The 25,146-nt window shown below is 65.7% G+C and carries 19 protein-coding genes and 1 riboswitch; of the genes, 3 read left to right on the top strand and 16 right to left on the bottom strand.

Translation table 11 applies throughout. The annotated features are described in order from the left end of the window. Positions 1-98: 98 nt before the first annotated feature. The 11 genes from rsfS to M8J71_RS16885 all read right to left on the bottom strand — a co-directional run bounded on the left by rsfS (position 99) and on the right by M8J71_RS16885 (position 13,213). A complete protein-coding gene (gene rsfS, locus M8J71_RS16935; protein ID WP_163164069.1) occupies positions 99-500 on the bottom strand; it encodes a ribosome silencing factor in 402 nt (133 codons plus the stop codon). 45 nt (positions 501-545) lie between these two features. Beyond that, positions 546-1,808, bottom strand: coding sequence for a hypothetical protein (locus M8J71_RS16930; RefSeq protein WP_256248900.1), 1,263 nt, complete (start codon positions 1,806-1,808; stop codon positions 546-548). Between the two features lie 7 nt (positions 1,809-1,815). Further along, positions 1,816-2,541: a nicotinate-nucleotide adenylyltransferase gene (gene nadD, locus M8J71_RS16925; RefSeq protein WP_256248899.1), complete on the bottom strand. Its 726-nt coding sequence runs from the start codon at positions 2,539-2,541 to the stop codon at positions 1,816-1,818. Continuing rightward, positions 2,486-2,716 (bottom strand): hypothetical protein, encoded by a 231-nt coding sequence (locus tag M8J71_RS16920; RefSeq protein ID WP_163164071.1) that lies wholly within the window; start codon positions 2,714-2,716, stop codon positions 2,486-2,488. The genes nadD and M8J71_RS16920 overlap by 56 nt, the downstream gene beginning before the upstream one ends. Before the next feature lie 78 nt (positions 2,717-2,794). Beyond that, entirely contained in the window at positions 2,795-4,174 is a 1,380-nt protein-coding gene (locus tag M8J71_RS16915) for a glutamate-5-semialdehyde dehydrogenase (RefSeq protein WP_256248898.1), read from the bottom strand. 26 nt (positions 4,175-4,200) lie between these two features. Next, positions 4,201-5,352, bottom strand: a complete 1,152-nt coding sequence (gene proB, locus M8J71_RS16910) for a glutamate 5-kinase (RefSeq protein WP_256248897.1) — start codon at positions 5,350-5,352, stop codon at positions 4,201-4,203. Continuing rightward, the gene (gene obgE, locus M8J71_RS16905; RefSeq protein WP_256248896.1) at positions 5,342-6,931 is read right to left on the bottom strand and encodes a GTPase ObgE; all 1,590 of its coding nucleotides are present in this window, start codon (positions 6,929-6,931) and stop codon (positions 5,342-5,344) included. The genes proB and obgE overlap by 11 nt, the downstream gene beginning before the upstream one ends. A gap of 116 nt (positions 6,932-7,047) precedes the next feature. Continuing rightward, positions 7,048-7,311 carry a 50S ribosomal protein L27 gene (gene rpmA / locus M8J71_RS16900; protein WP_009372867.1) on the bottom strand — a complete coding sequence of 88 codons (264 nt, stop codon included), beginning with the start codon at positions 7,309-7,311 and terminating at the stop codon, positions 7,048-7,050. A gap of 59 nt (positions 7,312-7,370) precedes the next feature. Then, positions 7,371-7,679 (bottom strand): 50S ribosomal protein L21, encoded by a 309-nt coding sequence (gene rplU, locus M8J71_RS16895; RefSeq protein ID WP_142045052.1) that lies wholly within the window; start codon positions 7,677-7,679, stop codon positions 7,371-7,373. Between the two features lie 263 nt (positions 7,680-7,942). After that, the gene (thiD, locus tag M8J71_RS16890) at positions 7,943-9,466 is read right to left on the bottom strand and encodes a bifunctional hydroxymethylpyrimidine kinase/phosphomethylpyrimidine kinase (RefSeq protein ID WP_256249025.1); all 1,524 of its coding nucleotides are present in this window, start codon (positions 9,464-9,466) and stop codon (positions 7,943-7,945) included. 7 nt (positions 9,467-9,473) lie between these two features. Further along, positions 9,474-9,571: riboswitch (TPP riboswitch) on the bottom strand. Between the two features lie 159 nt (positions 9,572-9,730). Beyond that, a complete protein-coding gene (locus M8J71_RS16885; RefSeq protein ID WP_256248895.1) occupies positions 9,731-13,213 on the bottom strand; it encodes a ribonuclease E/G in 3,483 nt (1,160 codons plus the stop codon). 450 nt (positions 13,214-13,663) lie between these two features. Between M8J71_RS16885 and M8J71_RS16880 the strand changes: the two genes are divergently transcribed. Next, positions 13,664-14,347 carry a vitamin K epoxide reductase family protein gene (locus M8J71_RS16880; protein ID WP_256248894.1) on the top strand — a complete coding sequence of 228 codons (684 nt, stop codon included), beginning with the start codon at positions 13,664-13,666 and terminating at the stop codon, positions 14,345-14,347. A gap of 84 nt (positions 14,348-14,431) precedes the next feature. Here M8J71_RS16880 and ndk read toward each other — a convergent pair whose 3' ends face one another. The 4 genes from ndk to ileS are packed head-to-tail and all read right to left on the bottom strand — an operon-like array spanning position 14,432 to position 20,077. Further along, positions 14,432-14,851, bottom strand: coding sequence for a nucleoside-diphosphate kinase (gene ndk, locus M8J71_RS16875; protein WP_104998214.1), 420 nt, complete (start codon positions 14,849-14,851; stop codon positions 14,432-14,434). A 54-nt stretch (positions 14,852-14,905) separates the two neighbouring features. Next, positions 14,906-15,373 (bottom strand): DUF4233 domain-containing protein, encoded by a 468-nt coding sequence (locus tag M8J71_RS16870; protein WP_256248893.1) that lies wholly within the window; start codon positions 15,371-15,373, stop codon positions 14,906-14,908. Between the two features lie 3 nt (positions 15,374-15,376). Further along, positions 15,377-16,735, bottom strand: coding sequence for a bifunctional folylpolyglutamate synthase/dihydrofolate synthase (locus tag M8J71_RS16865; protein ID WP_256248892.1), 1,359 nt, complete (start codon positions 16,733-16,735; stop codon positions 15,377-15,379). 3 nt (positions 16,736-16,738) lie between these two features. Continuing rightward, positions 16,739-20,077, bottom strand: coding sequence for an isoleucine--tRNA ligase (ileS, locus tag M8J71_RS16860; RefSeq protein WP_256248891.1), 3,339 nt, complete (start codon positions 20,075-20,077; stop codon positions 16,739-16,741). Between the two features lie 361 nt (positions 20,078-20,438). Here ileS and M8J71_RS16855 point away from each other — a divergent pair, with 361 nt between their 5' ends. Next, the gene (locus tag M8J71_RS16855) at positions 20,439-21,449 is read left to right on the top strand and encodes an endonuclease/exonuclease/phosphatase family protein (protein ID WP_256248890.1); all 1,011 of its coding nucleotides are present in this window, start codon (positions 20,439-20,441) and stop codon (positions 21,447-21,449) included. Here the strand turns inward: M8J71_RS16855 and M8J71_RS16850 are convergent. Then, positions 21,446-22,204, bottom strand: coding sequence for an SDR family oxidoreductase (locus M8J71_RS16850; RefSeq protein WP_256248889.1), 759 nt, complete (start codon positions 22,202-22,204; stop codon positions 21,446-21,448). The genes M8J71_RS16855 and M8J71_RS16850 overlap by 4 nt on opposite strands. Positions 22,205-22,320: 116 nt before the next feature. Here M8J71_RS16850 and valS point away from each other — a divergent pair, with 116 nt between their 5' ends. Then, complete coding sequence (valS, locus tag M8J71_RS16845) at positions 22,321-24,942, top strand: valine--tRNA ligase (RefSeq protein ID WP_256248888.1); 2,622 nt, start codon at positions 22,321-22,323, stop codon at positions 24,940-24,942. Positions 24,943-25,146: the final 204 nt, after the last annotated feature.

Here is a 25,146-nt window from a genome sequence, read left to right as displayed (position 1 = left end):
CGAGCTTTTCTTCCGGGTTTCCCCGGAGCAACTCAAATATCTTAGAACAGCAATTCCGAAAATTCCAAATCGGGCATATTCGGCTGGTTCCCGCGCATCTACTCCGTCTCGGTGGAGGCGGCAGCTTTCGCGGAGGTGTCGTCGCCGAGCTGGAGGTCCACCACGGGGCAGTCCTTCCACAGGCGCTCCAGCGCGTAGAAGACGCGGTCTTCTTCATGCTGGACGTGGATGACGATGTCCGAGTAGTCAAGCAGGACCCAACGGCCGCCGGAACGCCCCTCGCGCCGGGTCGGGCGGAGGTCCTGTTTCGCGAGTTCCTCTTCAATTCCGTCAACGATGGCGTTGACCTGCCTCTCGCTGGGAGCGGAGGCAATGAGGAAAACGTCGGCCAGGGCGAGGCGTTCGCTCACGTCCAGGGCCACAATGTCCTGGGCAATCTTGTCCGCAGCTGCCTTGGCGGCAACACGGGCTGTGATGATGGATGAATCTGATGCAGTCACGGGACTCCTTGTTGGTTAAAAAGCTTGTGGTGCCGGCAGCGCCGGTTAGCGGGACATTCCGCTGATGATCAGGACGATGCCCGCGACGAGGGCCAAAATCCCGAAGGCCAGGACAGCAAACTGGAGGATGCGGTTGCGCGTGGCGCGGGCCAGCCCTGCCGTTGCCGCGTCCAGCGGGTCCAGTCCGTGGGCCGACCGGGCCGGGACCCGGGGCAGGTCCTCGAAGGCGTCCTCGGCGTGGCTCTCCGCCACCACTGCCGGCGGCAGGACAGCAGGTTTGGGCCGGGCAGCAGCCCTGGCGGCGGCCTCAGCCCGGGCAATGACCTGCGAACGGCCGGATCCGGCGTCGGACGCTGCCGGCCGGGCTCCGCCGGCGGGGCGCCGCTTCTTGGCGGCGGGCGGCGGGACTTTAGTGCCGGGCCGGGTGGTGACCGGAACGTGGCTTGTTGCCGGCGGTTTCATGACCGGCCGGTCGATGCCCGGCACCTGGACGAACTCCAAGGGGGTGACCATGGCCAGGTTGCTGGCTGTCGAGGGTGCCGGCCGCTGCGCGGGAACTGCCGGCGCCTTCGGTCCCTGCTGCTGGGGGGCAGGTTCCTGGTCAGGCAAAGGATCGTTGGCGGGGGCAGGGACGCCGGTCTGCTCGGCTAGTTTCTGCTTGGCCACGGCCCGCCGGTTCAGCACGGCAGCGCGTTCCGCCAGGGCGATCTGTTCCGCCAGGATCTCAGGGTCCACGGCTTCAGGATCGAGGGAGGCGATGTGCTCCATCTTCGCGATCTGGTTTTTGGCCTGCTCAGCGATCAGCGCCCTCGCTGCCAACGCCTGCTCCACGGTCATCCCGTGAGGGGCATCGGAGATCGGGGAAGGCGCCCTGGTTACGGCGGGGGAACCCTGCTCCCCCGCCGCCTTCCCGCCGGAGGCCGGGGATGCGGGGATCCTGGCGCCCGGGTCAGTGGGCCCGGCAGGAGCAACAATGGGGTTGGCAGCGGTAAGCGCCTGTTCCTTGAGCTGCTGCAGGCGGAGTTGGCGCCGTGTGGGCGGACCCCCGGCTGCCAGTTGGCCCTCTTTTTCTTCCAATTCCTTGATGGTGCGCAGTGCCGCCCGGTCCCGCGCGCGGATCTGGGAGGAACGCTGGGTGTGCGTCTGTTCAGGAGCCGGCGCTGCAGTGCCGGGGGCAGGTCGGCTTGCCGCGGGCTTTTTTGTGGCAGGCGAAAGCTGATCCGTGGCCGTGGACACGGATGGCTGTTGCGCATCCCTGGCCTTCCGGAGTTCCCGGCGGCTGCGGATGGGGGGCTGTTCCTGACTCATGGAGAACTCATTCAGTGCTGGCTGGTTCGCTTGCTTCGGAGGTTGGAGCATTGGCAGCTGCCGGGGCGTCCAGGTAAAGGCCGTACTTGGCGATGTACTGGACCACCCCGTCCGGCACGAGGTACCACACAGGGTTGTTCGCGGCCACCCGTGACCGGCAGTCCGTCGATGAGATGGCCATGGCCGGCACCTCAAGGAGGCTGACGTCCTTCCGGCCCATGCCGTCCAGCACGTGCCCCGGCCTGGTCACCCCCACGAAGTGGGCCAGTGACCACAACTCGTCGATGTCCTTCCATGACAGGATCTGCGCCAGCGCGTCGGCCCCGGTGATAAAGAAGAGATCCGCGTCCGGGCGCTGGGCCCGAAGGTCACGCAGCGTGTCGATGGTATAAGTAGGGCCGGGACGGTCAACGTCCACCCTGCTGACCGTGAACCGCGGGTTGGAAGCCGTGGCGATGACGGTCATGAGGTAGCGGTGCTCGGGTTCGCTGACCTGCTTGTGGGACTTCTGCCACGGTTGGCCCGTGGGGACAAAAACCACTTCGTCCAGGTCGAACTCGGCCGCCACTTCACTGGCTGCCACCAGGTGGCCGTGATGGATGGGGTCAAAAGTCCCGCCCATAACGCCCAGGCGCAGCCTGCCGTTGGCACCGTTGTGGTGAAGAACGCGGGAAATGTTAGTGGCCCTGCCCGTGATCGTGCTTGTTCGGGTGCTGGCGGTGCGGATCCGCATGCTCCTCGGTGGCAGCGTGGCGCTTGCCAAGGTTCGAGTAGGACAGGGTGATGAACATCATGACCAGCAGAATGGCGAAGATGACCACTCCGAAGACCCACGGCTCAGCCCACAGCGGGGCGAGTTCATGTTCTTCGCCTTCGGCGATGGTCGTGGCAATCTGCTGGAACAGCATTTTCTCCCCTTGGGTTCAAACGATTGTGGCAGCGGAAAGCTCCGCCGTTTCTGACTTCTGGTCTATGTTACCGCGTTGCTACCCGCGGACCTGGCCCTCGCCCTGCACGATCCACTTGGTGGTGGTGAGTTCGGTCAACCCCATCGGGCCCCGCGCGTGCAGCTTCTGGGTGGAGATTCCCACCTCCGCGCCAAGGCCTAGTTCCCCGCCGTCGGTGAACCTGGTGGAGGCGTTGACGATGACGGCGGCGGAATCCACTTCGGCGATGAACCGCTCGGCGTTGGCGAGGTCGTTGGTGAGGATCGCCTCGGTGTGACCGGTTGACCAGGTACGGATGTGCTTTACGGCCTCGTCCAGGCTGTCCACCATGGCAACAGCGAGGTCAAGGTCCATGTACTCGCTGCCCCAGTCCTCGTCGGTGGCCGGTTCCGATTCGATCGATGCGGGAAGCGAGGCCCGGACGCGCTCGTCGGCGTGCAGCCGGACACCGGCCTTGCGCAGGGCGGCGGCGACGGCGGGCAGCACCGTTGAGCCGGAGTGGACCAGCAGGGTCTCAACGGTATTGCAGACGCTGGGCCGCTGCGTCTTGGCATTCAGGAGGATCTCCACGGCCATGTCCTCATTGGCGGACTCGTCAATGAAGATATGCACGTTCCCCTCCCCCGTCTCAATGACAGGAACGGCGGAGTTGGTGACCACGGTCTGGATCAACTCCCGGCCGCCGCGGGGAATCAGTACGTCCACCCTGCCGCGGGCGCGCATCAGGACGTTGGCTCCGGCGCGGCCGTACTGGTCAACCGTCTGGACGGCGTCGGCGGGCAGGCCGACGGATTCGAGTGCCTCCCGCAACAGGCGCACCAGGACCTGGTTGGTGGCCTCCGCGGCACTTCCGCCTCGCAGGATCACGGCGTTGCCGCTCTTGAGGGCCAGCCCGGCGATGTCCACGGTGACATTCGGCCGGGCCTCGTAAATGGCAGCGACAACACCCATGGGTACATTGACCTGCCGAAGGCGCAGACCGTTGGGCAGGGTTTGGCCGCGGACCACGTTGCCCACCGGATCGGGCAGGCCGGCGAGGTTCTCCAGGGCCGCCACAAGCCCTGCAATCCGGGCTTCGGTCAGTGTAAGCCGGTCCAGCATGGCGGCGGAGGTGCCGTTGGCCTTTCCTGCTGCCACATCCTTCGCGTTAGCGGACAGGATGGCCGCGGTGCTCTCCTGCAGGGCGGCGCCCACGGCGCGGAGCGCCCGGTCCTTCCAGGCACGGTTCGCCATGGCCATCCGGCGCGCTGCCTGGCGCGAACGGTCAGCGATGGCGTGGACTGCTGCTTCGACGTCGCCGGCGGAAAGGGGAACCTCAGCCGGGACCGGTGCTGCGGGTGACTCGACGGGAGGAACACTGGCAGGCGCAGCAGTGTCTCCGGAGTTTTCAGCGGTCTTGTGGATCAGGGCCTCAGTCATGTTCCAAGTTTAGGCGAGCCCGGAGCTCAAACCAGCACGAGGTCATCTACATGAACAACTTCACGGTCATAGCCGCTGCCCAACGCCTCGCCAAGGTCCCTGGTGGACCTGCCCAGCATCTGGGGCAGCTCGGCAGACGAGTAGTTCACCAGCCCCCGGGCCACCACGGTGCCGTCGGCACTGGCGATCTCGACGGCGTCGCCCGCTTCAAAGTCTCCATGCACGGCGGAGATCCCCGCAGGCAGCAGCGACGTGCGGTGGTGGCGCACAGCCTTCACGGCGCCATCATCCAGCACAAGCCGCCCTTGGACGGAGGCGACGTGTGCCAACCACAGCAGGCGGACCGGCTTGCGGGCCCCGTTAACGGTGAACCAGGTGCCTACGTCCTCGCCGTTCAGCGCGGCCGCGGCGTTGGGGGTGGATGTGACCAGGGCGTGGATGCCCGAGCCGGCAGCCATGGTTGCCGCCTCCACCTTGGTCAACATGCCCCCGGTTCCCACGCCTGCCTTGCCGGTTTTGCCGATGGAGACGCCTTCCAGGTCCTGGGGGCCTTCAACGAGTGGAATTCTCTTGGCACCGAGCGACGGCGGGCCGTCGTACAGGGAGTCGACGTCGGACAGCAGCACCAGCGCGTCCGCCCGTACCAGGTGCGCCACCAGGGCGGCGAGGCGGTCGTTGTCGCCGAACCGGATCTCGTGCGTGGCTACGGTGTCGTTCTCGTTCACCACGGGAACCACCCCGAGGTTGAGCAGCCGGTCCAGGGCACGGAAAGCATTCGTGTGCTGGCTGCGCCGCATCAGGTCCTCGGCGGTGAGCAGGACCTGGCTGACGGTGACGCCATGCGCGCCAAACGCCTGGGTGTAGCGGGCCATCAGCAAGCCCTGGCCCACGCTGGCCGCTGCCTGCTGGGTGGCCAGGTCGCGCGGACGCTTGGCAAGGCCGAGCGGAGCCAGGCCGGCAGCGATGGCGCCGGAGGACACGAGGATGATCTCGGTTCCCGTATTCCGCTTGGCAGCCAGCGCGTCCGCCAGGGCCGTCAACGACTCCTCGGAGATGCCGCCCTTGATGCTTGTCAGCGACGATGAACCCACCTTGACCACAACGCGGCCGGCGTTGGCGAGCACGCTCCTGTCCACGGCCCGGACAAGCGGTTCCACGGCTGCAGCCCTAGAACTCATCGCCTGCGTCCAGTCCACTCTCCTTGAGGGGCTTGGCCACCCTGCGGCTGCTCACTGACTCGGTCCAGATGCCGGCCTTGCGTTCCGCTTCCAGCTCCGCGCGGGCGGCGGCCTTGGCGTCTTTGCGTTCCTGCTGCTCTTCACGCTTCTGGCCACGGGTGGGACGGTCGCCCAGGTCAGCGAAGCGGACGTCGGTACCGCGCGGCGATGCGAGGAGCTCCGCGCCTGCCATCATGGTGGGCTCCCAGTCGAAGACGACACCGTCGTCCTCGCCAATAACCACGGTATCGCCGGGCTTGGCGCCCTGCTTGAACAGTTCCGTCTCCACACCGAGCTTTGCGAGGCGGTCAGCAAGGTAGCCAATGGCTTCCTCGTTGGTGAAGTCGGTCTGCTTGACCCAGCGCCCGGGCTTTTCGCCGATGACGCGGAACAGGGGCTCGAGGCCCTTCTCCTCACGGCGGATCCTGAAGCCTGACTCGTTGACCGCACGCGGGCGCAGCACGGCCGGCTGGACCTTGGGCGGCGCAGCGGCAACAGCATCACGGGCGGCCTTGACGATCCCGGCCATGGCGAAACCGAGTTGGCGCAGGCCCTCATGGCTGGTGGCGGACACTTCAAATACCTGGTAGCCGCGGGATTCGAGTTCCGGGCGCACAAAGTCTGCCATGTCCTTGCCGTCGGGCAGGTCCACCTTGTTCAGCGCCACCAGGCGGGGGCGGTGGTTCAGCGGAACAACTTCGCCGTCCTGCCCGGCGTAGCTCATGTCAACGGCGTACTTTTCCAGTTCGGCCTCGATGACGGCGAGGTCGGAGAGGGGGTCGCGGTCCGATTCGAGGGTGCCGCAGTCCAGGACATGGACCAGCGCAGCGCAACGCTCTACGTGCCGCAGGAAGTGGTGGCCCAGGCCCCTGCCCTCGCTGGCGCCTTCGATGAGGCCCGGGACGTCGGCGATGGTGAAGCGGACATCCCCGGCCTGGACGACGCCCAGGTTGGGAACAAGAGTGGTGAAGGGGTAGTCCGCGATCTTTGGCCTGGCCGCAGACATGGCGGCGATGAGGCTGGACTTGCCGGCGGACGGGAAGCCCACCAGGGCGATGTCGGCGATCGACTTGAGTTCCAGGACAATATCGCTGGCTTCGCCTTCGATGCCGAGCAGGGCGAATCCAGGAGCGCGTCGTTTCTGCGATGAAAGGGCAGCATTGCCCAGGCCGCCAATGCCGCCTGCTGCGGCTACGTACTCGGCACCTTCTCCGACGAGGTCCGCGAGGACGGTGCCGTCCTTGGACTTGACCACGGTGCCGTCCGGGACAGGGAGGATGAGCGTCTCGCCGTTCTTGCCGCCGCGCCAGTCGCCCATGCCGGGGCCGCCGTTGCTGGCGTGGCGGTGGGGTGCGTGGTGGTAGTCCAGGAGGGTGGTGGTCTGGTGGTCCACGCGAAGGATCGCGGGGCCGCCGTTGCCGCCGTTGCCGCCGTCGGGGCCGCCCAGCGGCTTGAATTTCTCGCGGTGGACAGAGACGCACCCGTGGCCGCCGCTACCGCCGGATACGTGCAGTACTACCCGGTCTACAAAGCTGGCCACGTGGATCTCCTCAGTGCTGTTTCCTGGACGCCGCCGGGCGCCAAGACGATTGTAATGCGGTTAAAAGAACAGTGGAGCGGACCATCTGGCCCGCTCCACCGCTTCAGAACTATTTGTTACTCTGCAGCTGCAGCAGCAACGATGTTGACGACGCGACGACCGCGGCGGGTGCCGAACTCAACGGCTCCCGGGGTCAGTGCGAACAGGGTGTCGTCGCCGCCACGGCCAACGCCGGCGCCCGGGTGGAAGTGGGTGCCGCGCTGGCGGACGATGATCTCGCCGGCGGAAACAACCTGGCCGCCGAAGCGCTTTACGCCGAGGTACTGAGCGTTGGAATCACGACCGTTGCGAGTGGAGCTCGCGCCCTTTTTATGTGCCATTTGAAATGCCTGCCTCTAAATTCTGGGGATCTGCTGAAAAACCTGAACAGTAACGAAAGTTACTGGATACCAGTGATCTTGACCTTGGTCAGTTCCTGGCGGTGACCCTGGCGCTTCTTGTAACCGGTCTTGTTCTTGAACTTCTGGATCACAATCTTCGGACCACGGAGGTCGTTCAGGATCTCAGCCGTAACAGTTACCTTGGCCAGGTCAGCAGCGGCAGAGGTGACCTTGTCACCGTCAACCAGGAGCAGTGCGGGCAGCTGAATGGTGCTGCCAGCTCCACCGGCGACGCGGTTCAGGGTAACGAAGTCTCCAACGGAAACCTTCTCTTGGCGGCCGCCTGCGCGGACAATCGCGTACACCACTTGGGAACTCACTTCTCTCGACGTTTATTACTAAATTTGCGTGCGGAACCGGCCTGTAAAAGCCTGGTTTCTCGCTGTGCCTCAACGCCGTGGGGTCATAACCCAAGTGTTGGCGTAAGCACCGAAGATCTAGAATACGCTAATTTTGCCTTCGGCCGCAAATGAGGCTGGTTCCGGCGGGTGGACTGTGATAGGTGCCACAGCTCAACTCCGGCGTCCGCACCGTGCCCCACCATAGTACCGGCAAGGCCACGGGCAGTGCGTCAGGAGTACAGGCGCGGCGCGTCGAAGAAGTCCACTTCCAGGCGGCAGGACTGCCTAAACGCCGTGACCATTGCTGCCCGGTCCGCGGCCGAGGCCAAACGTGCCGCTTCGTCCACGATCGCAATGGCCCTGCGGGTGGCAGCTGCGAAGTCTTCGTCCGCGTAGGTGCGCAGCCAGTCCGCATACGGGTGCACCGACGGTTCGCCGGCGGCAACGAACCGGGCGTAAAGCGCTGCTCCCACCTCGGCGTAGAGCCAGAAGCAGGGCAAAACGGCCGCCGCCAGGACCGCATAACTGCCCGACGCCGATGCCGCCGTCAGGTGGTCCACGTAGGACTTCGTAACAGGGCCAAGCCCGGGCTGCACGGTTCGCGTGCCCAGCCAGGAGCGGTGCAGCTCGGACTCGACTTCGAGGCACTGCCGGGCAGAGGCCGCCCAGAAGAGCTGCTCCGCCTCGGTGGGTGCCAGTGCACTGGCCCTGGCCAGCACGCGCGAATAGCCGTTGAGGTAGATGGCATCCTGCGCGAGGTAGTACGCGAACTCCTTCTCGCCCAGGCTGCCCGAGGCCAGGTTGCGGATGAAGTCCAGGGCATGGATGTCGTCCAGGTCCTGCTGCGCCTCGCGCCAGAGTATTGCGGCGAAGCTCCCTTCAGATAGCACCGGCTGCTGGTGGTGGAAGTGGTGCACCGGCCCGTTGCCTGTTCCCACCTCCAGTGTTCCCGATGCCTCCAGCGCGCCGGCCAGCCAGGGTTTGACTTCACGGAGGGAAGCCTCCCAGTCCCCCAGGCGTGCCTGTGCCGTTGCCATGGCGGAGGACAGTGAACAGCCAGTGCCATGGCTGTTCCGCGTTGCCACCCGCTCCCCCGGCACCACCACTACTTCATCGGACAGAAGGCCCGTGGTGTTAACCAACGCATCGGGGCACTCGTCGCCGTCCAGGTGGCCGCCCTTGACCAGCACAATGGCGCCGGTGGCAGCGGCGAGGGCGCGGCCCTGTTCCAGCGCCCCGGCCCAGGTGTCCTGCAGTTCGCCGCCAACGAGCATGGCAAGCTCCGCCAGATTGGGGGTGATGAGGTGGGCCAGCGGAAGAAGCCCGCGCAGTGCCGCTTCGGCAGATTCTTCCAGGAGCCGGTCACCGCTGGTGGCGACCATCACCGGGTCCAGGACCACGACGGCGGGGCGCACCTTCCGGAGCCATGCCGCCACTGCCTCGATCACCTCGGCACTGCCCAGCATTCCAATTTTCACAGCGTCGATGCCGATGTCGTCACTGACCGCATCCAGCTGCTCGCTCAGGAACGCTGCGGGCGGCACATGAACGGACCGGACTCCGCGGGTGTTCTGGGCGGTCAGGGCCGTAATGGCAGCCATCCCGTAGCCGCCCAGCGCGGCAATGCTCTTAAGGTCGGCTTGGATACCGGCGCCGCCGGAAGGGTCGGAGCCTGCTATGGAAAGGACCCGGGGTACGGGCCTGCCCGGGCGTGTCGGTGCCGCAGGAAATGTTGCCGAGGTGGCAGTGGGCATTACAAGGGTCGTAGACAAGAGACATCCCTTCGCCGGTGCTAGCCGGACAGGTTCAACGGGTGTGAATCTCAGCCGGCTCTCTGCGCGGCACCCCGTGTCGGTTCCCCAGCCTAGCTTTTTTGCCTGGCGCAGGCCGAAGGTGACACATTGCGACCCGGCGCCGTGCCTTGAAATGCCGCACTGCCGTTGCATCGCTGGCCTTACACACGAAAATGCCCGGCCGGCCCTGTTGTGGCTGGCCGGGCATTTACTTGCCGGGGACGCTTAGAGCTCCGAGGCCGGAACCCCGACGCCCAGGATGATGGGCGCCTCGGCCGGCTTCACGGTGCCGGCATTGCCGTCACTGGAGCCGCCGGCACCGGCCGGTTCGGGGGCCTTCGCCTCGTGGGTATGCCCCGTGCCGGCTGACGCCACGTTTTCGTGATGCTGCACAGTGGTTTCGTTGGCAGCTCCCTGGGCACGGCTGGCACTGCGGTTGCGCCGCGGCCGGCGCTGCCGGGACTGCTCCAGCGTGTGGTCGCTGTAGTCCTTCGCCGGTGCTGCAGCTGCGGGCGCCTGTACGGGCGCCGCCGATTCCACGGGCTCCACCGGCTTCTGCTCCGGTTCTGCCTGCTCGGGCTGGTCTTCGGCAGGTGCCGGCTGGCCAAGGTGGGCGAAGGCCTCCGCAAGCCGGTCCAAGGTCAGGGCAGGCTTCTGCGGCTGCTCTTCAGCGTGCTCAACGAACGGCAGCACCACCTTCTCGCCGCCGAAGGTCAGCACGGCAGCCTGGCGCGCTTCGTCGTCACGCTTCGCAGCTTCGGCTGCGGAGGCAGCGGCAGGCTGGGTGGCGGCCGCCTGCTTGGCCGCCGCCACTTCGTCGTCGTGCAGGTGGGCTGCATGCGCGGCGGCGGCAATGTTGGCAAGGGCCAGCCTTGTGGCCTCCGCCTTGGCATGCCGTTCAGCGTCCGAGGGGTCGGGGTGGACCGTGTGGACGTGCACGGCTGCTGCTGCCGGGGCAACCTCCGGCTGCTGGCCACCGCGGCCCCGCCGGCGTTTGCGGTCCGGGCGCGCGCCGGGCTGGTTGTTGTCGACGCGCTGGGCGTCGTTGCGGTGGCCTTCGCTGCGGGCTTCCGGCCTGCTGTCGGTTCGCTGGACGTGGTGCTCGGCGGCCACAATGTTGGCCCGTCGGTGCTCAACGGGGTCGTCATGGGTAACCACGCCGCGGCCAGCGCACGCTTCGCACTGTTCGCCGAAGACTTCGAGGAGCCCGGTGCCCATCCGCTTGCGCGTCATCTGCACCAGGCCGAGTGACGTAACTTCCGCAACCTGATGCTTGGTGCGGTCGCGTCCCAGGCATTCCACCATGCGGCGGAGCACGAGGTCGCGGTTGGATTCCAGGACCATGTCGATGAAGTCGATGACGATGATGCCGCCGATATCGCGGAGGCGGAGCTGGCGGACAACTTCTTCCGCAGCCTCGAGGTTGTTTTTGGTCACCGTCTCTTCGAGGTTGCCGCCGCTGCCCGTGAACTTGCCGGTGTTGACGTCCACCACGGTCATGGCCTCGGTGCGGTCAATCACCAGCGAACCGCCCGAGGGCAGGAAGACCTTGCGTTCGAGCGCCTTGTGGATCTGCTCGTCGATGCGCCAGGCAGCGAAGATGTCCTGGTCCTTGGTCCACTTCTCAAGGCGGCCCACCAGGTCCGGCGCTACGTACGTAACGTACGCCTCGATGGTGTCCCAGGCTTCCTCGCCCGAGACGATCAGCTTGGAGAAGTCCTCGTTGAAGACGTCGCGGACCACCTTGATGGTGAGGTCCGGTTCGCCGTAGAGCAGTTCAGGGGCAAGGATCTTGGTGGACTTCGACTGGCTCTCGATGCCCTCCCACTGCGCGCGCAGCCGGTTGATGTCGTGCGTCAGCTCTTCCTCGGAAGCACCCTCGGCGGCGGTCCGGACAATCACGCCGGCCTGCTCGGGGAGGCGGTCCTTGAGGATGCGCTTGAGGCGGTTGCGTTCCACGTCGGGCAGCTTGCGCGAAATGCCGGTCATGGAACCGCCGGGCACGTACACCAGGTAGCGGCCGGGCAGCGAGATCTGGCTTGTCAGGCGGGCGCCCTTGTGTCCCACAGGGTCCTTGGTCACCTGGACCAGGACGGTATCGCCTGATTTAAGGGCGTTTTCAATGCGCCGCTGCTTGCCCTCGAGGTTGACCGCTTCCCAGTTCACCTCGCCGGCGTACAGCACGGCGTTGCGGCCGCGTCCGATGTCCACGAAGGCGGCTTCCATGGAGGGCAGCACGTTCTGGACCTTGCCCAGGTACACGTTGCCGATCAGGGAATCCTGCTGGGTCTTTGATACGAAGTGCTCGGCCAGGACACCGTCTTCGAGGACGGCGATCTGGATTCTGTCGTCGCGCTGGCGCACGATCATCTGCCGATCAACGGACTCGCGGCGGGCCAGGAACTCGGCTTCGGTGATGACGGTGCGGCGGCGGCCGGTGTCGCGGGACTCGCGCCGGCGCTGCTTCTTCGCCTCCAGGCGGGTGGAGCCCTTCACGCTGGTCACGCGGTTGTTGACGGCGGGCTCGGTGACCGCCCGCGGAGCGCGGACGCGGGTGACGGTGTTGGGCGGATCGTCATCCCCGCCGCCGGTCAGCTCAAGGTCCTGGTCCCCGCGGCGGCGGCGACGGCGGCGGCGGGACGTCACGCCTTCTTCGACCTGCCCCGCAGACTCCTCGTCGGCGTCGTCGGAGGCATCGACGTCGGCACCTTCGCCGCCTTCAAGGTCGCCGTCAGCTTCACGCTCACCGGTGCGGCTGCGTCCGCGGCGTCCGCGGCCCCGGCGCCTGCGGCGGCCCGCGTCCTCCGAATCGATCTCGTCGGCGTCGTCCTCGCCTGCTTCTTCAACAGCGGCGGGAACCGGACGCACCACGGTGCTCAGGTCCGGTGCCTGGAACAGCACGGACGTGGGAGACGCCGGCTCCATGAACAGGGTGCCGAAGGGGCTGGAAGGAGCCGCGGGCGCCTGCCCGGCCGACGCTGCTTCTGCGGAGGCCTCTTCTTCGGTGGCCTCTTCTTCGGTGGCCTCTTCTTCGGTGGTTTCCAGCGGTGCAGCCGCACCCTCTGCTGGTACCCCAGCGGTACCTGCTGCTGCCGGGACTGCAAATGCCTCAACCGCTTCGGGCTTCCCGGCCGCAACTCCGCTGGCCTCTTCGGCAGGCAGGGCTTCGGCTGCCTGCATATCTGCCGGTTCCGCTTCGGCGGCAGGTGCGGAGGTCTTCCGGGTGGCGACGCGACGGCGGCGGACGGGCTTCGTTTCGGCGGCCTCGCCGGCGGGCTCCACGGTGGCCACGTCTGGAGTGCCCGCGTCAGCACCGGCAGCGGCCTCGACGCCGGGTACTGCTTCCGGTTCTGCCGCTGTTGATTCTGCCTCTGGGGATTCTGCCGCTGCGGATCCTGCCTCTGCGGCGAAAGCCGGGAGAGGTTCGGCGGTGTCCGCCTTCTTCCGGGCGCGGGTCCGCCGTACGGGAGCCTTGGTTTCCGGGGCGCCGGAATCGGCAGGGCCGGTACCGGCTGCGCTGCCTTCCGGGGCATCGACGCCGGCCGGCGCGCCTTCCGGAGTGCCGGTTCCGGTGACGTCGGTTTCCGGGATCAGGGCCCCGGCCTTGGGTGCGGCCTTTCGGCGCGTCCTCGTGGCCTTCTTGGGTGCAGCGTCTGCCTCCGTGGCCGCTGCTGCGTCGTTAACGGCTAAAACTTGTTCATTATCCATATGTGGCAACACTCCTGCCCCTGACGTACCGCCACATCCGGCACCCATTGGGGCACATATTGTCAAAACCCGCAGGCGTTGACAGAAGTCAAGTGGATACCCCCAGGTTCGCACCGGCAGTGGGGTGCGGCAGCCCGTGGGGGCCGGCGGGATGTTCTGAAACCCGTTGTTCTACGTGCTACAACCAGGTGCCGCTCAATGGAGTCGCGGGAGACTGCGTCGGTGGAACCGATGCCTGCCCTGCTCGTCATTGGCGGTCTTGGGAACAAGCCACCGGACCGGAGTCCGAATGTGGATCGGCTTCCAGCCACGTTCATTCTCTCATACCCGGGCTAAATCCCGGCGGAGGCAGCACCAAACGCGCTGCCCATTCCCCTCGTCTGGACGGCCCTTCCAGCCTCCGGCGTTACAATCAGGCAAGGAGCACCGGATGAAAAGGACGCCACACCAATGCCCAGCATCTCCCCCCTCAGCGGCACCCCTGCCCAGGAACGGAGCCTGAACCACCACAGCGATCCGGCAGGAAGGGAAGCAGCAACTGTCCCGGCGATGACCCGTAACCGGCCCTTCGGCTGGCTGCTGGTGATCACGGGGGCCATCGGCTGGCTCGCCTCCGGAACCCTGGTGCTGGAAAAGCTTGCGGTGCTTCAGGATCCCAACCACACCACGGTGTGCGACGTGAATCCCTGGATTTCCTGCGGCGACGTGATGAAAACATGGCAGAGCTCGCTGTTCGGCTTCCCGAACATGTTCATCGGCATCGTGGCCTTCGCCGTCATCATCACCGTGGGCATGTCCCTACTCGCCGGCGCAACCTTTGCCCGCTGGTACTGGGCAGGCCTGCAGGCCGGGGTCACGCTCGGTTTCGCCTTTGTGGTGTGGCTGTGGTCCCAGGCGCTTTACGACATCCACATCCTCTGCCCGTTCTGCATGATTGTCTGGGCGGCAATGATTCCCCTGTTCGTCTGGGTAACCATCCGGAACGTCACCGCCGGGGTGATTCCGATGCCGGACAACGCAGCCCGAATCCTGGGCGACTCCGGGTGGATCATCACTGCGCTTCTTTACGTGGCCGTCATCGCCACGATCTTCTTCGCCTTCATCCAGGTTTTCGCCGGGACCTCGGGGTTCTGACCCCGCCTCCCAAACCGCATGGAGTGACAGCTAAGGCCGATGTTCTTTACGAACATCGGCCTTATCTGTCGGTACCCGGTGAAACTAGGCCTGGAACCAGATCTTTATCTCGCGCTCAGCGGAATCGGTGGAGTCGGAGCCGTGGACCAGGTTCTGCTGGACCTTCAGGCCCCAGTCGCGGCCGAAGTCGCCGCGGATGGTGCCGGGCGCTGCCGTGGTGGGGTCGGTGGTGCCGGCCAGGGAGCGGAAGCCTTCGATGACGCGGTGGCCTTCGAAGATGGCTGCCACCACAGGGCCGGAGAGCATAAATTCCACCAGGGGCTCGTAGAAGGGCTTGCCGACGTGCTCCTCGTAGTGCTGCTCCAGCAGCTCACGTGAGGCGTCGACCTTCTTCAGCTCGGCCAGGGTGTAGCCCTTGGCTTCGATCCGGGCCAGGATGGCCCCCGTGAGGTTGCGGGCGACGCCGTCGGGCTTGATCAGGACGAGGGTGCGCTCAGTAGTCACAACTGCTCCAATGCGTTGGTAAGGGATTTCGGGTCAAGTCTACGGGGACTTTGTTTACGGGGATGGAGGCTGCTGGCCGGGCCGGGCGGCCTGGTCCGGATGGGCGGCTTCCCATTCGGCCTGCTCGCGGGCCCGCTGCCCGGCTTCCCGGTCCAGCCGAATTCCGGTGCGGATCCCGTACCACCAGGCCACAGCGAACAGGCCGCCCACCAGGAACATGGCCGGCTCGAAGATGCCGGTGAGGATCAGGACGAGCTGAAGGATCCACCCGAGCCCGATGCCCCAGGGCTTGGTGAGGAAGGCGCAGGCCACGACCATCACGACGCTCAGGGCGATGCCAACGCCGAGGATCACCGCAGGCGGGAACTCCCCGCGGCGCAGCCCGAACACCGCGAGCGTGGCAAAAAACATCACGAAGGCTTCCAGGAGCAGCACCGTGGAAGCGAACAGCACCTTGGTGGAACGCCGCTTTTTGGGCATGCCGGGCCGCCATTCGCGCTGGGCTTTGGTCAGCTTGGCCATCGCCTACGCCTCCGTCTTCCCGAGCAGGATCCGCGCCTCGGCCACCAAGGTGATGGAACCGGTCACCAGCACGCCGCCGGAAAGGTCGTCGTTTGCCTCGGCGCGTTCCACGGCCCATTCCAGGGCGTCGTCGAGTTTCTCCGCGACGTGCACGTTGTCCTCGCCGAAACCGAGGTCGATGGCGAGCTCTGCGAGTTCGGTAGCAGGGACGGCCCGCGGGGAGTTCGACTGGGTGAAGCAGTACTCCTCAGCCATCCCGCCGAGGGACTCCTTGAGCTGGCGGAGGATCTCCTCGGCGTCCTTTTCCTTAAGGATTCCCACCACCGGGACCAGCCTGGTGAAGGTGAAGGCCTCCTGGAGGGCGGCTGCGGACACTTTGACTCCGTCGGGGTTGTGGGCGGCGTCAACCACAATGGTGGGTGCCGTGCGCACCACCTCAAGCCGGCCCGGGGAGGTGACCTCGGCGAAGCCTTCCTGCAGTACGTCGAATCCGAGTTCCTTTTCGCCGCCGAAGAACGCTTCGAGTGCAGCCACTGCCACTGCCGCATTCTGCGCCTGGTGGGCTCCGTGAAGCGGCACGAGCAGATCCGGGTAGCGCCCTGCAATGCCCTGGATGGTGACCATCTGGCCGCCCACCGCCACGGTCCGCGATTCGACGCCGAACTCCACTCCCTCGAACTTGAAGGGCACGCCCACGTCCTTGGCCTTCTCCAGCAGGACCTGGGCTGCGTCCAGCGGCTGGGCTGCGCTGATGAGGTAGCCGCCTGGCTTGATGATGCCGGCTTTTTCGTAGGCGATGTCCTCGGTGGTGTCACCGAGGAGGTCAGTGTGGTCCAGGGAGATGGGGGTCACCACCGAAACCTGCCCGTCCCCCACATTGGTGGCATCCGTGATGCCGCCCAGGCCCACTTCGATGACTGCCACGTTGACGGGCTGGTCGGCGAAGATCGCAAAGCCCAGGATGGTGAGGCATTCGAAGTACGTCAGGCGTGGCTGCCCGTCGGCCTCCAGCTCCGAGTCCACAATCTGCAGGTACGGGCGGATTTCGTCCCAGATCCGGACGAACGTCTCATCGGATACCGGATGCCCGTCAATACTGATGCGTTCGGTGACCTTGGACAGGTGCGGGCTGGTGTACCGCCCGGTGCTCAGGCCGTGTGCCCGCAGGACCGATTCGATCATGCGGGCGGTGGACGTCTTGCCGTTGGTTCCGGTGACGTGGATGATCGGGAAGGCCTTGTTCGGCTCCCCCAGCACGTCCATCGCCCGGAACAGCGGGGCAAGCCGCGGTTCCATCTTGTTTTCCGGCGCCCGGCCCAGCAGTTCGGCGTAGACGCTCTCAACGGAAAATTCGTCAGTCATGGATTAGGCCTCTACTTTTTCGACGGCGATCTGCAGCTCCGTGCCATCGCCGCTGGAATACAAACCAAGCTCCACGGTGAGGGTTTCGCTGACAAGAAGGCTTTCATGGGCTTTCAAAGCGTCCACAACATCCTGGGCCGCCGTGATGCTGGTCCGGATCCGGTCGCTCACATTCAGTCCGGCGTCCTTGCGGGCCTGCTGGATGGAGCGGACCATGTCACGGGCCAAGCCTTCGGCCTCCAGCTCCGGGGTGACCTCGGTGTTGAGGACCACGAAGCCGCCGCCGGGCAGCACCGCGACGGCCTTACTGGCAGCGGCAGCACCGCCGTCGGACTCTGCAACGACGGTTTCCAGGGTGTACTCCTGCGGTTCAAGCTGCAGTCCCCCGGCTGTTACCGCCCCGCTCTCGTCAACCGACCAGTCACCCGACTTGGCGCCCTTGATGGCTGCCTGGACGTTTTTGCCCAGGCGCGGACCGGCAGCGCGGGCGTTGACCACCAGCTTCTGCTGGATCCCGAACTCCTCCGGGGAGGCCGTGGCTGCGTCCAGCAGGCGGACCGAACGCAGGTTGAGCTCATCGGCCACGACGGCGGCGAAACCGCCCAGCGCGTCAGCACCGGGTGCCACTACCGTGAGTTCCTGCAGCGGCAGGCGGACGCGGAGGTTCGCTGCCTTGCGGAGCGAGGAACCGGTGGAGCAGATCTGCTGGACCTTGTCCATGGCCTGCACCAGGTCGGGGTTGGCCGGGAACAGGTCCGCATCCGGCCAGTCGGCCAGGTGCACGGAGCGGCCGCCGGTGAGCCCGCGCCAGATTTCCTCGGAGACCAGCGGCAGGAGGGACGCAGCTACGCGGGTAACAGTTTCCAGTGCGGTGAACAGGGCGTCGAAGGCGTCCTGGTCCTCGTCGAAGAACCGCTGGCGGCTCCGGCGGACGTACCAGTTGGTGAGCATGTCCAGGTAGCTGCGCAGTTCATCGCAGGCCCCGGAGATGTCGTAGGTGTCCAGCTGCGCGGTCATGTTCCGCACCAGGTCGCCAGTGTTGGCCAGCAGGTACTGGTCCAGCGTGTCGGCGTAGCCGTCGTAGCGGAGCTTCGCGTCGTAGCCTTCCCCGCCGTTGGAGGCGTTGGTGTAGAGCGTGAAGAAGCTGTACACGTTCCACAGCGGCAGGATCACCTGGCGGACGCCGTCGCGGATTCCCTGTTCGGTGACCACCAGGTTGCCGCCCCGGAGGATGGGGCTGGACATCAGGAACCAGCGCATGGCGTCCGAGCCGTCGCGGTCCAGCACCTCGGAGACGTCCGGGTAGTTGCGCAGGCTCTTGGACATCTTCTGCCCGTCCGAACCGAGTACGATGCCGTGGCTGATGACGTTGCGGAAGGCCGGCCGGTCGAACAGGGCCGTAGAGAGGATGTGCAGCATGTAGAACCAGCCGCGGGTCTGGCCGATGTACTCCACAATGAAGTCGGCCGGGTTGTGGGTATCAAACCAGGCTTCGTTCTGGAACGGGTAGTGCACCTGGCCGTACGGCATGGAGCCGGAGTCGAACCAGACATCCAGCACGTCCTCGACGCGGCGCATCACCGATTGACCCTCTTCGGGCGTGCGGGGATCGTCCGGGTTGGGCCGCGTCAATTCGTCGATGAACGGCCGGTGCAGGTCCACCTGCCCGTCCTTGTTCAGCGGGAGCCGGCCGAAGTCCGCCTCGATCTCGGCGAGTGAGCCGTACACGTCGGTGCGGGGGTATTCGGGGTCGCTGGACTGCCACACGGGGATGGGGCTGCCCCAATAGCGGTTGCGGCTGATGGACCAGTCGCGGGCGTTCTCCAGCCACTTGCCGAACTGGCCGTCCTTGACGTTGCCGGGGATCCAGTTGATCTCCTGGTTCAGCTCAGACATGCGGTCCTTGAACTTGGTGACCTCCACGTACCAGGAGGACACGGCCCGGTAGATCAGCGGGTTGCGGCACCGCCAGCAGTGCGGGTAGCTGTGCTCGTAGCTGGCCTGGCGGACCAGGCGGCCCTGGGCGCGCAGCACCTGGGTGATGGGCTTGTTGGCTTCGAAGACCTGCAGGCCGACGATGTCGTGCAGGTCGCCGTGCTTGAAGAGCGGGAGGAATTTGGCGCCCTCGTCGACGGACAGGATCACCGGAATGCCGGCCTCTTCACAGACCTTCTGGTCGTCCTCGCCGTAGGCGGGTGCCTGGTGAACGATGCCGGTGCCGTCGGTGGTGGTGACATAGTCGGCCACGAGGATCCGCCACGCGTTCTCCATGCCGTATTTTTCGTTGTCGGCGAAGTCCTGCCACAGCGGCCGGTAAACCAGGCCTTCCAGCTCCGCGCCCGAGTGGGTGGACACAACGGCGGCCTGTGCTGCCTCGACATCGTCGTAGCCCAGGTCCTTGGCGTAGCTGCCCAGCAGGTCCGCGGCAAGCAGGAAGCTGCCGCTGACGGGCGCGTCCGCGGAGGCGGCCTTGATGCCGTTCGGGCCGGCGGGCAGCACGGCGTAGGTGATGGAGGGGCCGACGGCGAGCGCGGCGTTGGTGGGAAGGGTCCAGGGCGTGGTGGTCCAGGCGAGCGCCTGGACGCCGTCGAGCTGCCGGGACAGTTCGGACTCCCCTGCGGTGATGGGGAAGGTCACCGTAACGGTCTGGTCCTGGCGGTTCTTGTAGACGTCGTCATCCATGCGCAGCTCATGGTTGGAAAGGGGGGTTTCGTCTTTCCAGCAGTACGGCAGTACACGGTAGCCGTTGTAGGTCAGGCCCTTTTCGTGGAGCTGCTTGAACGCCCAGAGGACAGACTCCATGTACTCGACATTGAGGGTCTTGTAGTCGTTGTCGAAGTCCACCCAGCGTGCCTGCCGGGTGACGTAACTGCGCCATTCGTCGGCATACTTCATCACGGAAGCGCGGCAGGCGTCGTTGAACTTGTCGATGCCCATGGCTTCGATCTGGGTCTTGTCCGTCATGCCCAACTGCTTCATGGCTTCCAGCTCTGCCGGCAACCCATGGGTGTCCCAGCCGAAGCGCCGCTCCACGCGCTTGCCGCGCTGGGTCTGGTAGCGGCCCACGAGGTCCTTGGCGTATCCGGTCAGCAGGTGGCCGTAGTGCGGCAGGCCGTTGGCGAACGGCGGGCCGTCGTAGAACACGAACTCGTTGCTGCCGGGTTCGCCGCCGGGGGCGTCCGCGCTGCGCTGGTCGATGCTGGCCTGGAAGGTGCCGTCCTGGTCCCAGTATTTGAGGATGCGCTCTTCGATTTCCGGGAACTTCACGGAAGCGGACACACCCGCGTTGCGGCTGGAAGAGGTGCCACTGGTAGAGGCTGAGGCCTTGGGGTAATACGTCATTCTCGACATCCTGGGTTGAGCTTGGCGAACTGCCGGCTTGCGCCGGACAGTTCCGTTCAGGATGCGAGGACGGCTGCCGTGGTGTCCTTTGGACCCCACGCTCACCGCGGTACCACCTCACTTACCGGCGCTGCCAGTTCCCTGGGAACGTGCCTGCTCCGGCCTCTCATTACTGCTGTGACGGGCTTACCCGTCCGGTTCTACTGACGCCCCCGCCTGGGAGGCGGTTGGCGCGTTCTTCCGGAAGCTCACCGGTGATAGCCGGGTCATAGCCACTCTCAAGTCTACTATTTCCGCGGCGCCCATTGCCATTCCCGGCAGCGGGGCTGACGCAGGGAACGCCGTTGCCTAGACTCACCTCATGACAGCTTCCGTCCGCCCCGCCGGAGGGACGCGCACATCCGCTGTGTCCCGGTGGCTGTTCCTTCCGGCCGCCCTGCCTGTGGCGGTGATGTCGGTCTTCCGTGCCGTGCCGGTGGAGTGGCCGGTGCTTGTGGTGCAGCTCCTAGCCTTTACGCCGTGGCTTGCGGTGCCGGCAACAGCGTCACTGGTCCTGGCTTTCCTGGGGCGGAGCCGCTGGCAGCGTGTAGTGGTGTTGGTCCTGATTGCGTTCCAGTCGTTCTGGCTTTTCCCGCTGGACATCCGGCAGCCTGCCGCCGAAGCTGCCGGAACCACGACTACGTTCGTTGCCATGACCATCAATGCGGAGGTGGGTGGTGCGGACGTAAACGACATCGTTGCCCTGGTCCGGGACCGGAACGTGGACCTGCTGGTGGTGGAGGAATATACACCGGAACTGGCAACCAGGCTGTCCGCCGCAGGGCTGGACGGACTGCTTCCGCACCGGGTTTCCCATCCCAAAGAAGGGGCCGGCGGGAGCGCTATCTATTCCTCCTTCGGATTGAGGGAGTCCGGCGTGCTGCCGGATACCCAGTTCACCATGCCGGTTGCCAGCCTTGACCTCGGCGACGCCCGGGATGGTGCAGCCGTGCGGGTGGTGGCCGTACACGCTGTAGCACCTGTGGGCGACGGCGTGGAGAAGTGGCGCAGCGACCTCAGGGAACTTGCCCGGATCGATACCGGTTCCGGACCGCTGCTGCTGGCCGGCGATTTCAATGCGACTTATGACCACTGGGAGTTCCGCAGCCTGCTGGACGGCTCCACCGGCCGCCGCAAGCTGGTGGATGTGGCATCGGCGCTGGGAAGCCGGTTGGTCCCCACGTGGCCAACACGGGGGTACCTGCTTCCCGGCGTCACGCTGGACCACCTGGTCACCAGTCCCGATGTTGCGGGGCGGGATTACTCGGTCCATCGGATCCGCGGGACCGACCATGCGGCAGTGGTGGCAACACTTGAAGTCAAGGTTTCCTAGCCCTTACGGATCAGTTTGTGGTTTGCGGCCTGCGCCACAGGGCGGATCACGATCTGGTCCAGGTTGACGTGATGCGGGGCAGTGACGGCGTACCGGACCACTTCCGCCACATCTTCTGCCGTGAGCGGCTTCTCCACGCCCTGGTAGACCTTTTCGGCGGCCTGTTTGTCACCAAGCCGGTTCAGCGCGAACTCCTCCGTGTACACCAGCCCCGGAGCCACTTCGATGACGCGGACGTTGTTCTCCGCTTCCTCCAGCCGCAGCGCCCCGGTCATGGCCTGCTGGGCAGACTTCGCAGCGTTGTAGCCGCCTCCGCCTTCATATGGAGCCAGCGCGGCAGTGGAGGTCAGGTTCAGCACGGTTCCCTCGCCGTGTGCACGGAGCATCGGCAGGAACGCCCGGGTGAGCTTCATGGTGCCCAGCACGTTGACCCGGTACATCCACTCCCAGTCCTCGGTGCTCGCCTTGCCCAGGGTGTCGGCGCCCCGGGCGCCGCCGGCGATGTTGACCAGGGTGTCTATTCCCCCGGCTTCCGTCACCCGGGCAAGCAGCCGGGACACGTCGTCGTCCTCGGAAATGTCGGCAGGAATTCCGACGGCGCCCGTCTGGGCTTCGAGGGCGGCGAGACGTTTTGCGCGGCGGGCCACGGCAAACACTGTCCACCCCTGCGCTGCCAGGGCGCGGACTGTTGCCTCCCCGATTCCGCTGCTCGCGCCGGTCACCAAAGCTGCCTTTTTCTGGAAGTCCTGAGTCATGGCACCACCCTAGCGGCAGGCACCCGCAGCACGCCGCCCCATGACGCACGGGGACCCTGGCGGCACCGGAGAGGCAGCCGACCGGCGGAAGGGCCGGTCCATGAAACAATTGTCGGATGGCTGAACACACGCAGGGTACAGACACGCCCACCACCGCCCCCATCAACGTTCCGGACAAACCTGCCCTCGAGGGCCTCGAAGCTGCCCTCACGCGGCGCTGGCTGGCCGAAGGGACCTACAAGTTCGATCGGGAGACCACCCGGGAACAGGTCTACTCGATCGACACTCCCCCTCCCACCGCGTCCGGATCGCTGCACGTGGGGCACATGTTCTCCTACACGCAGACCGACGTGCTGGCCCGCTACCAGCGCATGACCGGCAAGAACGTCTTCTATCCGATGGGCTGGGACGACAACGGCCTGCCCACCGAACGCCGCGTACAGAACTACTACGGCGTCCGCTGCGATCCCTCCATCCCGTACAACCCCGGCTACCAGCCGCCGGCGCAGCCTGCGAAGAACCAGCGGGACTTCGACGTCGTCTCCCGCCGCAACTTCATCGAGCTGTGTGAAGAGCTTGCTGTCGAGGACGAGAAGGTCTTCGAAAACCTCTTCCAGACCCTTGGCCTGTCCGTGGACTGGGAACTCACCTACCGCACCATCGACGACAACTCGCGGGCCGTCTCACAGCGCGCCTTCCTGGCCAACCTTGCCGCCGGTGACGCGTACATGGCCGAAGCGCCGACGCTCTGGGACGTGACGTTCCGTACGGCAGTGGCGCAGGCCGAACTGGAGGACCGCGAGGTGCCCGGGGCGTACTACCGCTACCCGTTCTTCACCGAGGACGGGGAGCGGATCTACATCGAAACCACCCGTCCCGAACTGCTCGCGGCGTGCGCCGCACTGGTGGCGAATCCCGACGACGAACGGTACCAGCCGCTGTTCGGCAAGAAGGTCACGTCCCCCGTGTTCGGCGTTGAGGTTGAGGTTAAGGCGCACCCGCTGGCCAAAGCGGACAAGGGCTCCGGCATCGCGATGGTGTGTACCTTCGGTGACCTGACTGACGTCACCTGGTGGCGCGAACTGCAGCTTCCGACCCGCGCCATCGTGGGCCGGGACGGCCGGATCGTCAGCGAGGCTCCCGAGTGGATCACCACGGATATTGGCCGTGAAGCCTTCGCCGCGATTGCGGGCAAGACGGTCTTCAGCGCGAAGGAAGAGGTGGTGAAACTCCTCACCGTCGCCGACCTGCTGGAGGGCGAGCCGAAGAAGATCATGCACCCCGTGAACTTCTACGAAAAGGGTGACAAGCCCCTTGAAGTTGTTACGTCCCGCCAGTGGTACATCCGGAACGGCGGCCGCGACGAGGACCGCCGGGAGCGGCTTATCGCCCGCGGGCAGGAAATCGACTTCCACCCCGCATTTATGCGTTCACGGTACGAGAACTGGATTTCCGGGCTGAACGGTGACTGGCTGGTATCCCGCCAGCGCTTCTTCGGCGTGCCCATCCCCGTCTGGTACCCGCTGGATTCCGACGGAAACCCGGACTACGACTCCCCCATCGTCCCATTCGATGAGCAGCTGCCCGTAGACCCCGCCGCCGACGCCGCGCCCGGGTTCGACGAAGCGCAGCGCGATGTTCCCGGCGGCTTTACCGGCGACGCCGACATCCTGGACACCTGGGCCACTTCATCGCTGACTCCCAACATCGTGGGCGGCTGGAAGCGCGACGAGGACCTGTTCGCCAAGGTGTTCCCCTTTGACGTCCGGCCCCAGGGCCACGACATCATCCGGACCTGGCTTTTCTCCTCCGTGGTGCGTGCCGATGCCCTGGAAAACTGTGCGCCGTGGAAGCACGCTGCCATTTCCGGCTGGATCCTGGACCCCGACCGCAAAAAGATGTCCAAGTCCAAGGGCAACGTGGTGGTACCTACCGACGTGCTGGAGGAATACGGCTCCGATGCCGTCCGCTACTGGGCTGCCTCAGCCAAACTCGGGGCAGACACCGCCTACGAGATTGCGCAGATGAAGATCGGCCGGCGTCTTGCGATCAAACTGTTGAACGCCTCGAAGTTTGTGCTGAACCTCGGCGCCACGGAGGCGTCAGTGCTGTCCGGTGACCTTTCGGTGCTGACCAACCAGCTGGACCGGGCCGTCCTTGCCCAGCTCGCGGAGGTTGTGGCCCAGTCCACCAAGGCGTTCGCGAACTACGATTATGCGCGCGCACTGCAGATCACCGAAAGCTTCTTCTGGCAGTTCACGGACGACTATGTGGAGCTCATCAAGGACCGGGCCTACGGCGCCGCGGGCGACGCCGAACAGGCTTCCGTCCTCGCAGCACTGGCTACCACCCTGGATACCCTGCTGCGCCTGTTCGCGCCGTTCCTGCCCTTTGCCACCGAAGAGGTCTGGGGATGGTGGCGCACCGGTTCTGTCCACCGCGCCCAGTGGCCCGCACCGCTGGACGTTCCGGGCGGTGACACCACGATGCTTGCAACCGTGGGTGTTGCCCTCAGTGGCGTCCGCAAGGCGAAGTCCGAAGCGAAGGTCAAGCAGCGTACCGAGGTCCTCTCCGCGACCATCACGGCGTCCGAGGCGCTCACCACGCAGCTGAAGGCCGGGCTGGCCGACCTCAAGGCCGCATCGAATGCCCGGGAAATCACGCTGTTGGTAGGCGACGGCGACCTGGCTGTCAGCGACGTCGCCCTGGCCACCACGGAGGAACCCGCCCAGGCCTGACCGTACTGCCGCCCGTTTTAGGGCAAAGGGGAAGCCCCATCAGCGTTTTGCCGTTGGTGGGGCTTCGACTTTTCGGCCATCCCGGTGACGTCTTTGATGGTCTGGCAGAATCCTCGGATCTTCAGGTCTTCCTACCTCGTCACTGGTAGCTTGCTTCTGACTTTGCCGATGGCTGCGTCGAAGACATATCACTGAATCTTTGGT

The organism is Pseudarthrobacter sp. R1, assembly GCF_024494415.1.
Lineage (GTDB): Bacteria > Actinomycetota > Actinomycetes > Actinomycetales > Micrococcaceae > Arthrobacter.
This window is presented reverse-complemented; position numbering and strand designations above follow the sequence as displayed.

What these genes read in the sequence shown, in the direction of transcription:
- M8J71_RS16930 (WP_256248900.1), bottom strand. Translation starts at nt 1,808, where the DNA reads ATGAGTCAGGAACAGCCCCCCATCCGCAGCCGCCGGGAACTCCGGAAG.
- nadD (WP_256248899.1), bottom strand. Translation starts at nt 2,541, where the DNA reads ATGCGGATCCGCACCGCCAGCACCCGAACAAGCACGATCACGGGCAGG.
- M8J71_RS16880 (WP_256248894.1), top strand. Translation starts at nt 13,664, where the DNA reads ATGCCCAGCATCTCCCCCCTCAGCGGCACCCCTGCCCAGGAACGGAGC.
- M8J71_RS16920 (WP_163164071.1), bottom strand. Translation starts at nt 2,716, where the DNA reads ATGCTGTTCCAGCAGATTGCCACGACCATCGCCGAAGGCGAAGAACAT.
- M8J71_RS16885 (WP_256248895.1), bottom strand. Translation starts at nt 13,213, where the DNA reads ATGGATAATGAACAAGTTTTAGCCGTTAACGACGCAGCAGCGGCCACG.
- M8J71_RS16865 (WP_256248892.1), bottom strand. Translation starts at nt 16,735, where the DNA reads ATGACTGACGAATTTTCCGTTGAGAGCGTCTACGCCGAACTGCTGGGC.
- M8J71_RS16855 (WP_256248890.1), top strand. Translation starts at nt 20,439, where the DNA reads ATGACAGCTTCCGTCCGCCCCGCCGGAGGGACGCGCACATCCGCTGTG.
- rpmA (WP_009372867.1), bottom strand. Translation starts at nt 7,311, where the DNA reads ATGGCACATAAAAAGGGCGCGAGCTCCACTCGCAACGGTCGTGATTCC.
- M8J71_RS16850 (WP_256248889.1), bottom strand. Translation starts at nt 22,204, where the DNA reads ATGACTCAGGACTTCCAGAAAAAGGCAGCTTTGGTGACCGGCGCGAGC.
- M8J71_RS16915 (WP_256248898.1), bottom strand. Translation starts at nt 4,174, where the DNA reads ATGACTGAGGCCCTGATCCACAAGACCGCTGAAAACTCCGGAGACACT.
- ileS (WP_256248891.1), bottom strand. Translation starts at nt 20,077, where the DNA reads ATGACGTATTACCCCAAGGCCTCAGCCTCTACCAGTGGCACCTCTTCC.
- thiD (WP_256249025.1), bottom strand. Translation starts at nt 9,466, where the DNA reads ATGCCCACTGCCACCTCGGCAACATTTCCTGCGGCACCGACACGCCCG.
- proB (WP_256248897.1), bottom strand. Translation starts at nt 5,352, where the DNA reads ATGAGTTCTAGGGCTGCAGCCGTGGAACCGCTTGTCCGGGCCGTGGAC.
- valS (WP_256248888.1), top strand. Translation starts at nt 22,321, where the DNA reads ATGGCTGAACACACGCAGGGTACAGACACGCCCACCACCGCCCCCATC.
- M8J71_RS16870 (WP_256248893.1), bottom strand. Translation starts at nt 15,373, where the DNA reads ATGGCCAAGCTGACCAAAGCCCAGCGCGAATGGCGGCCCGGCATGCCC.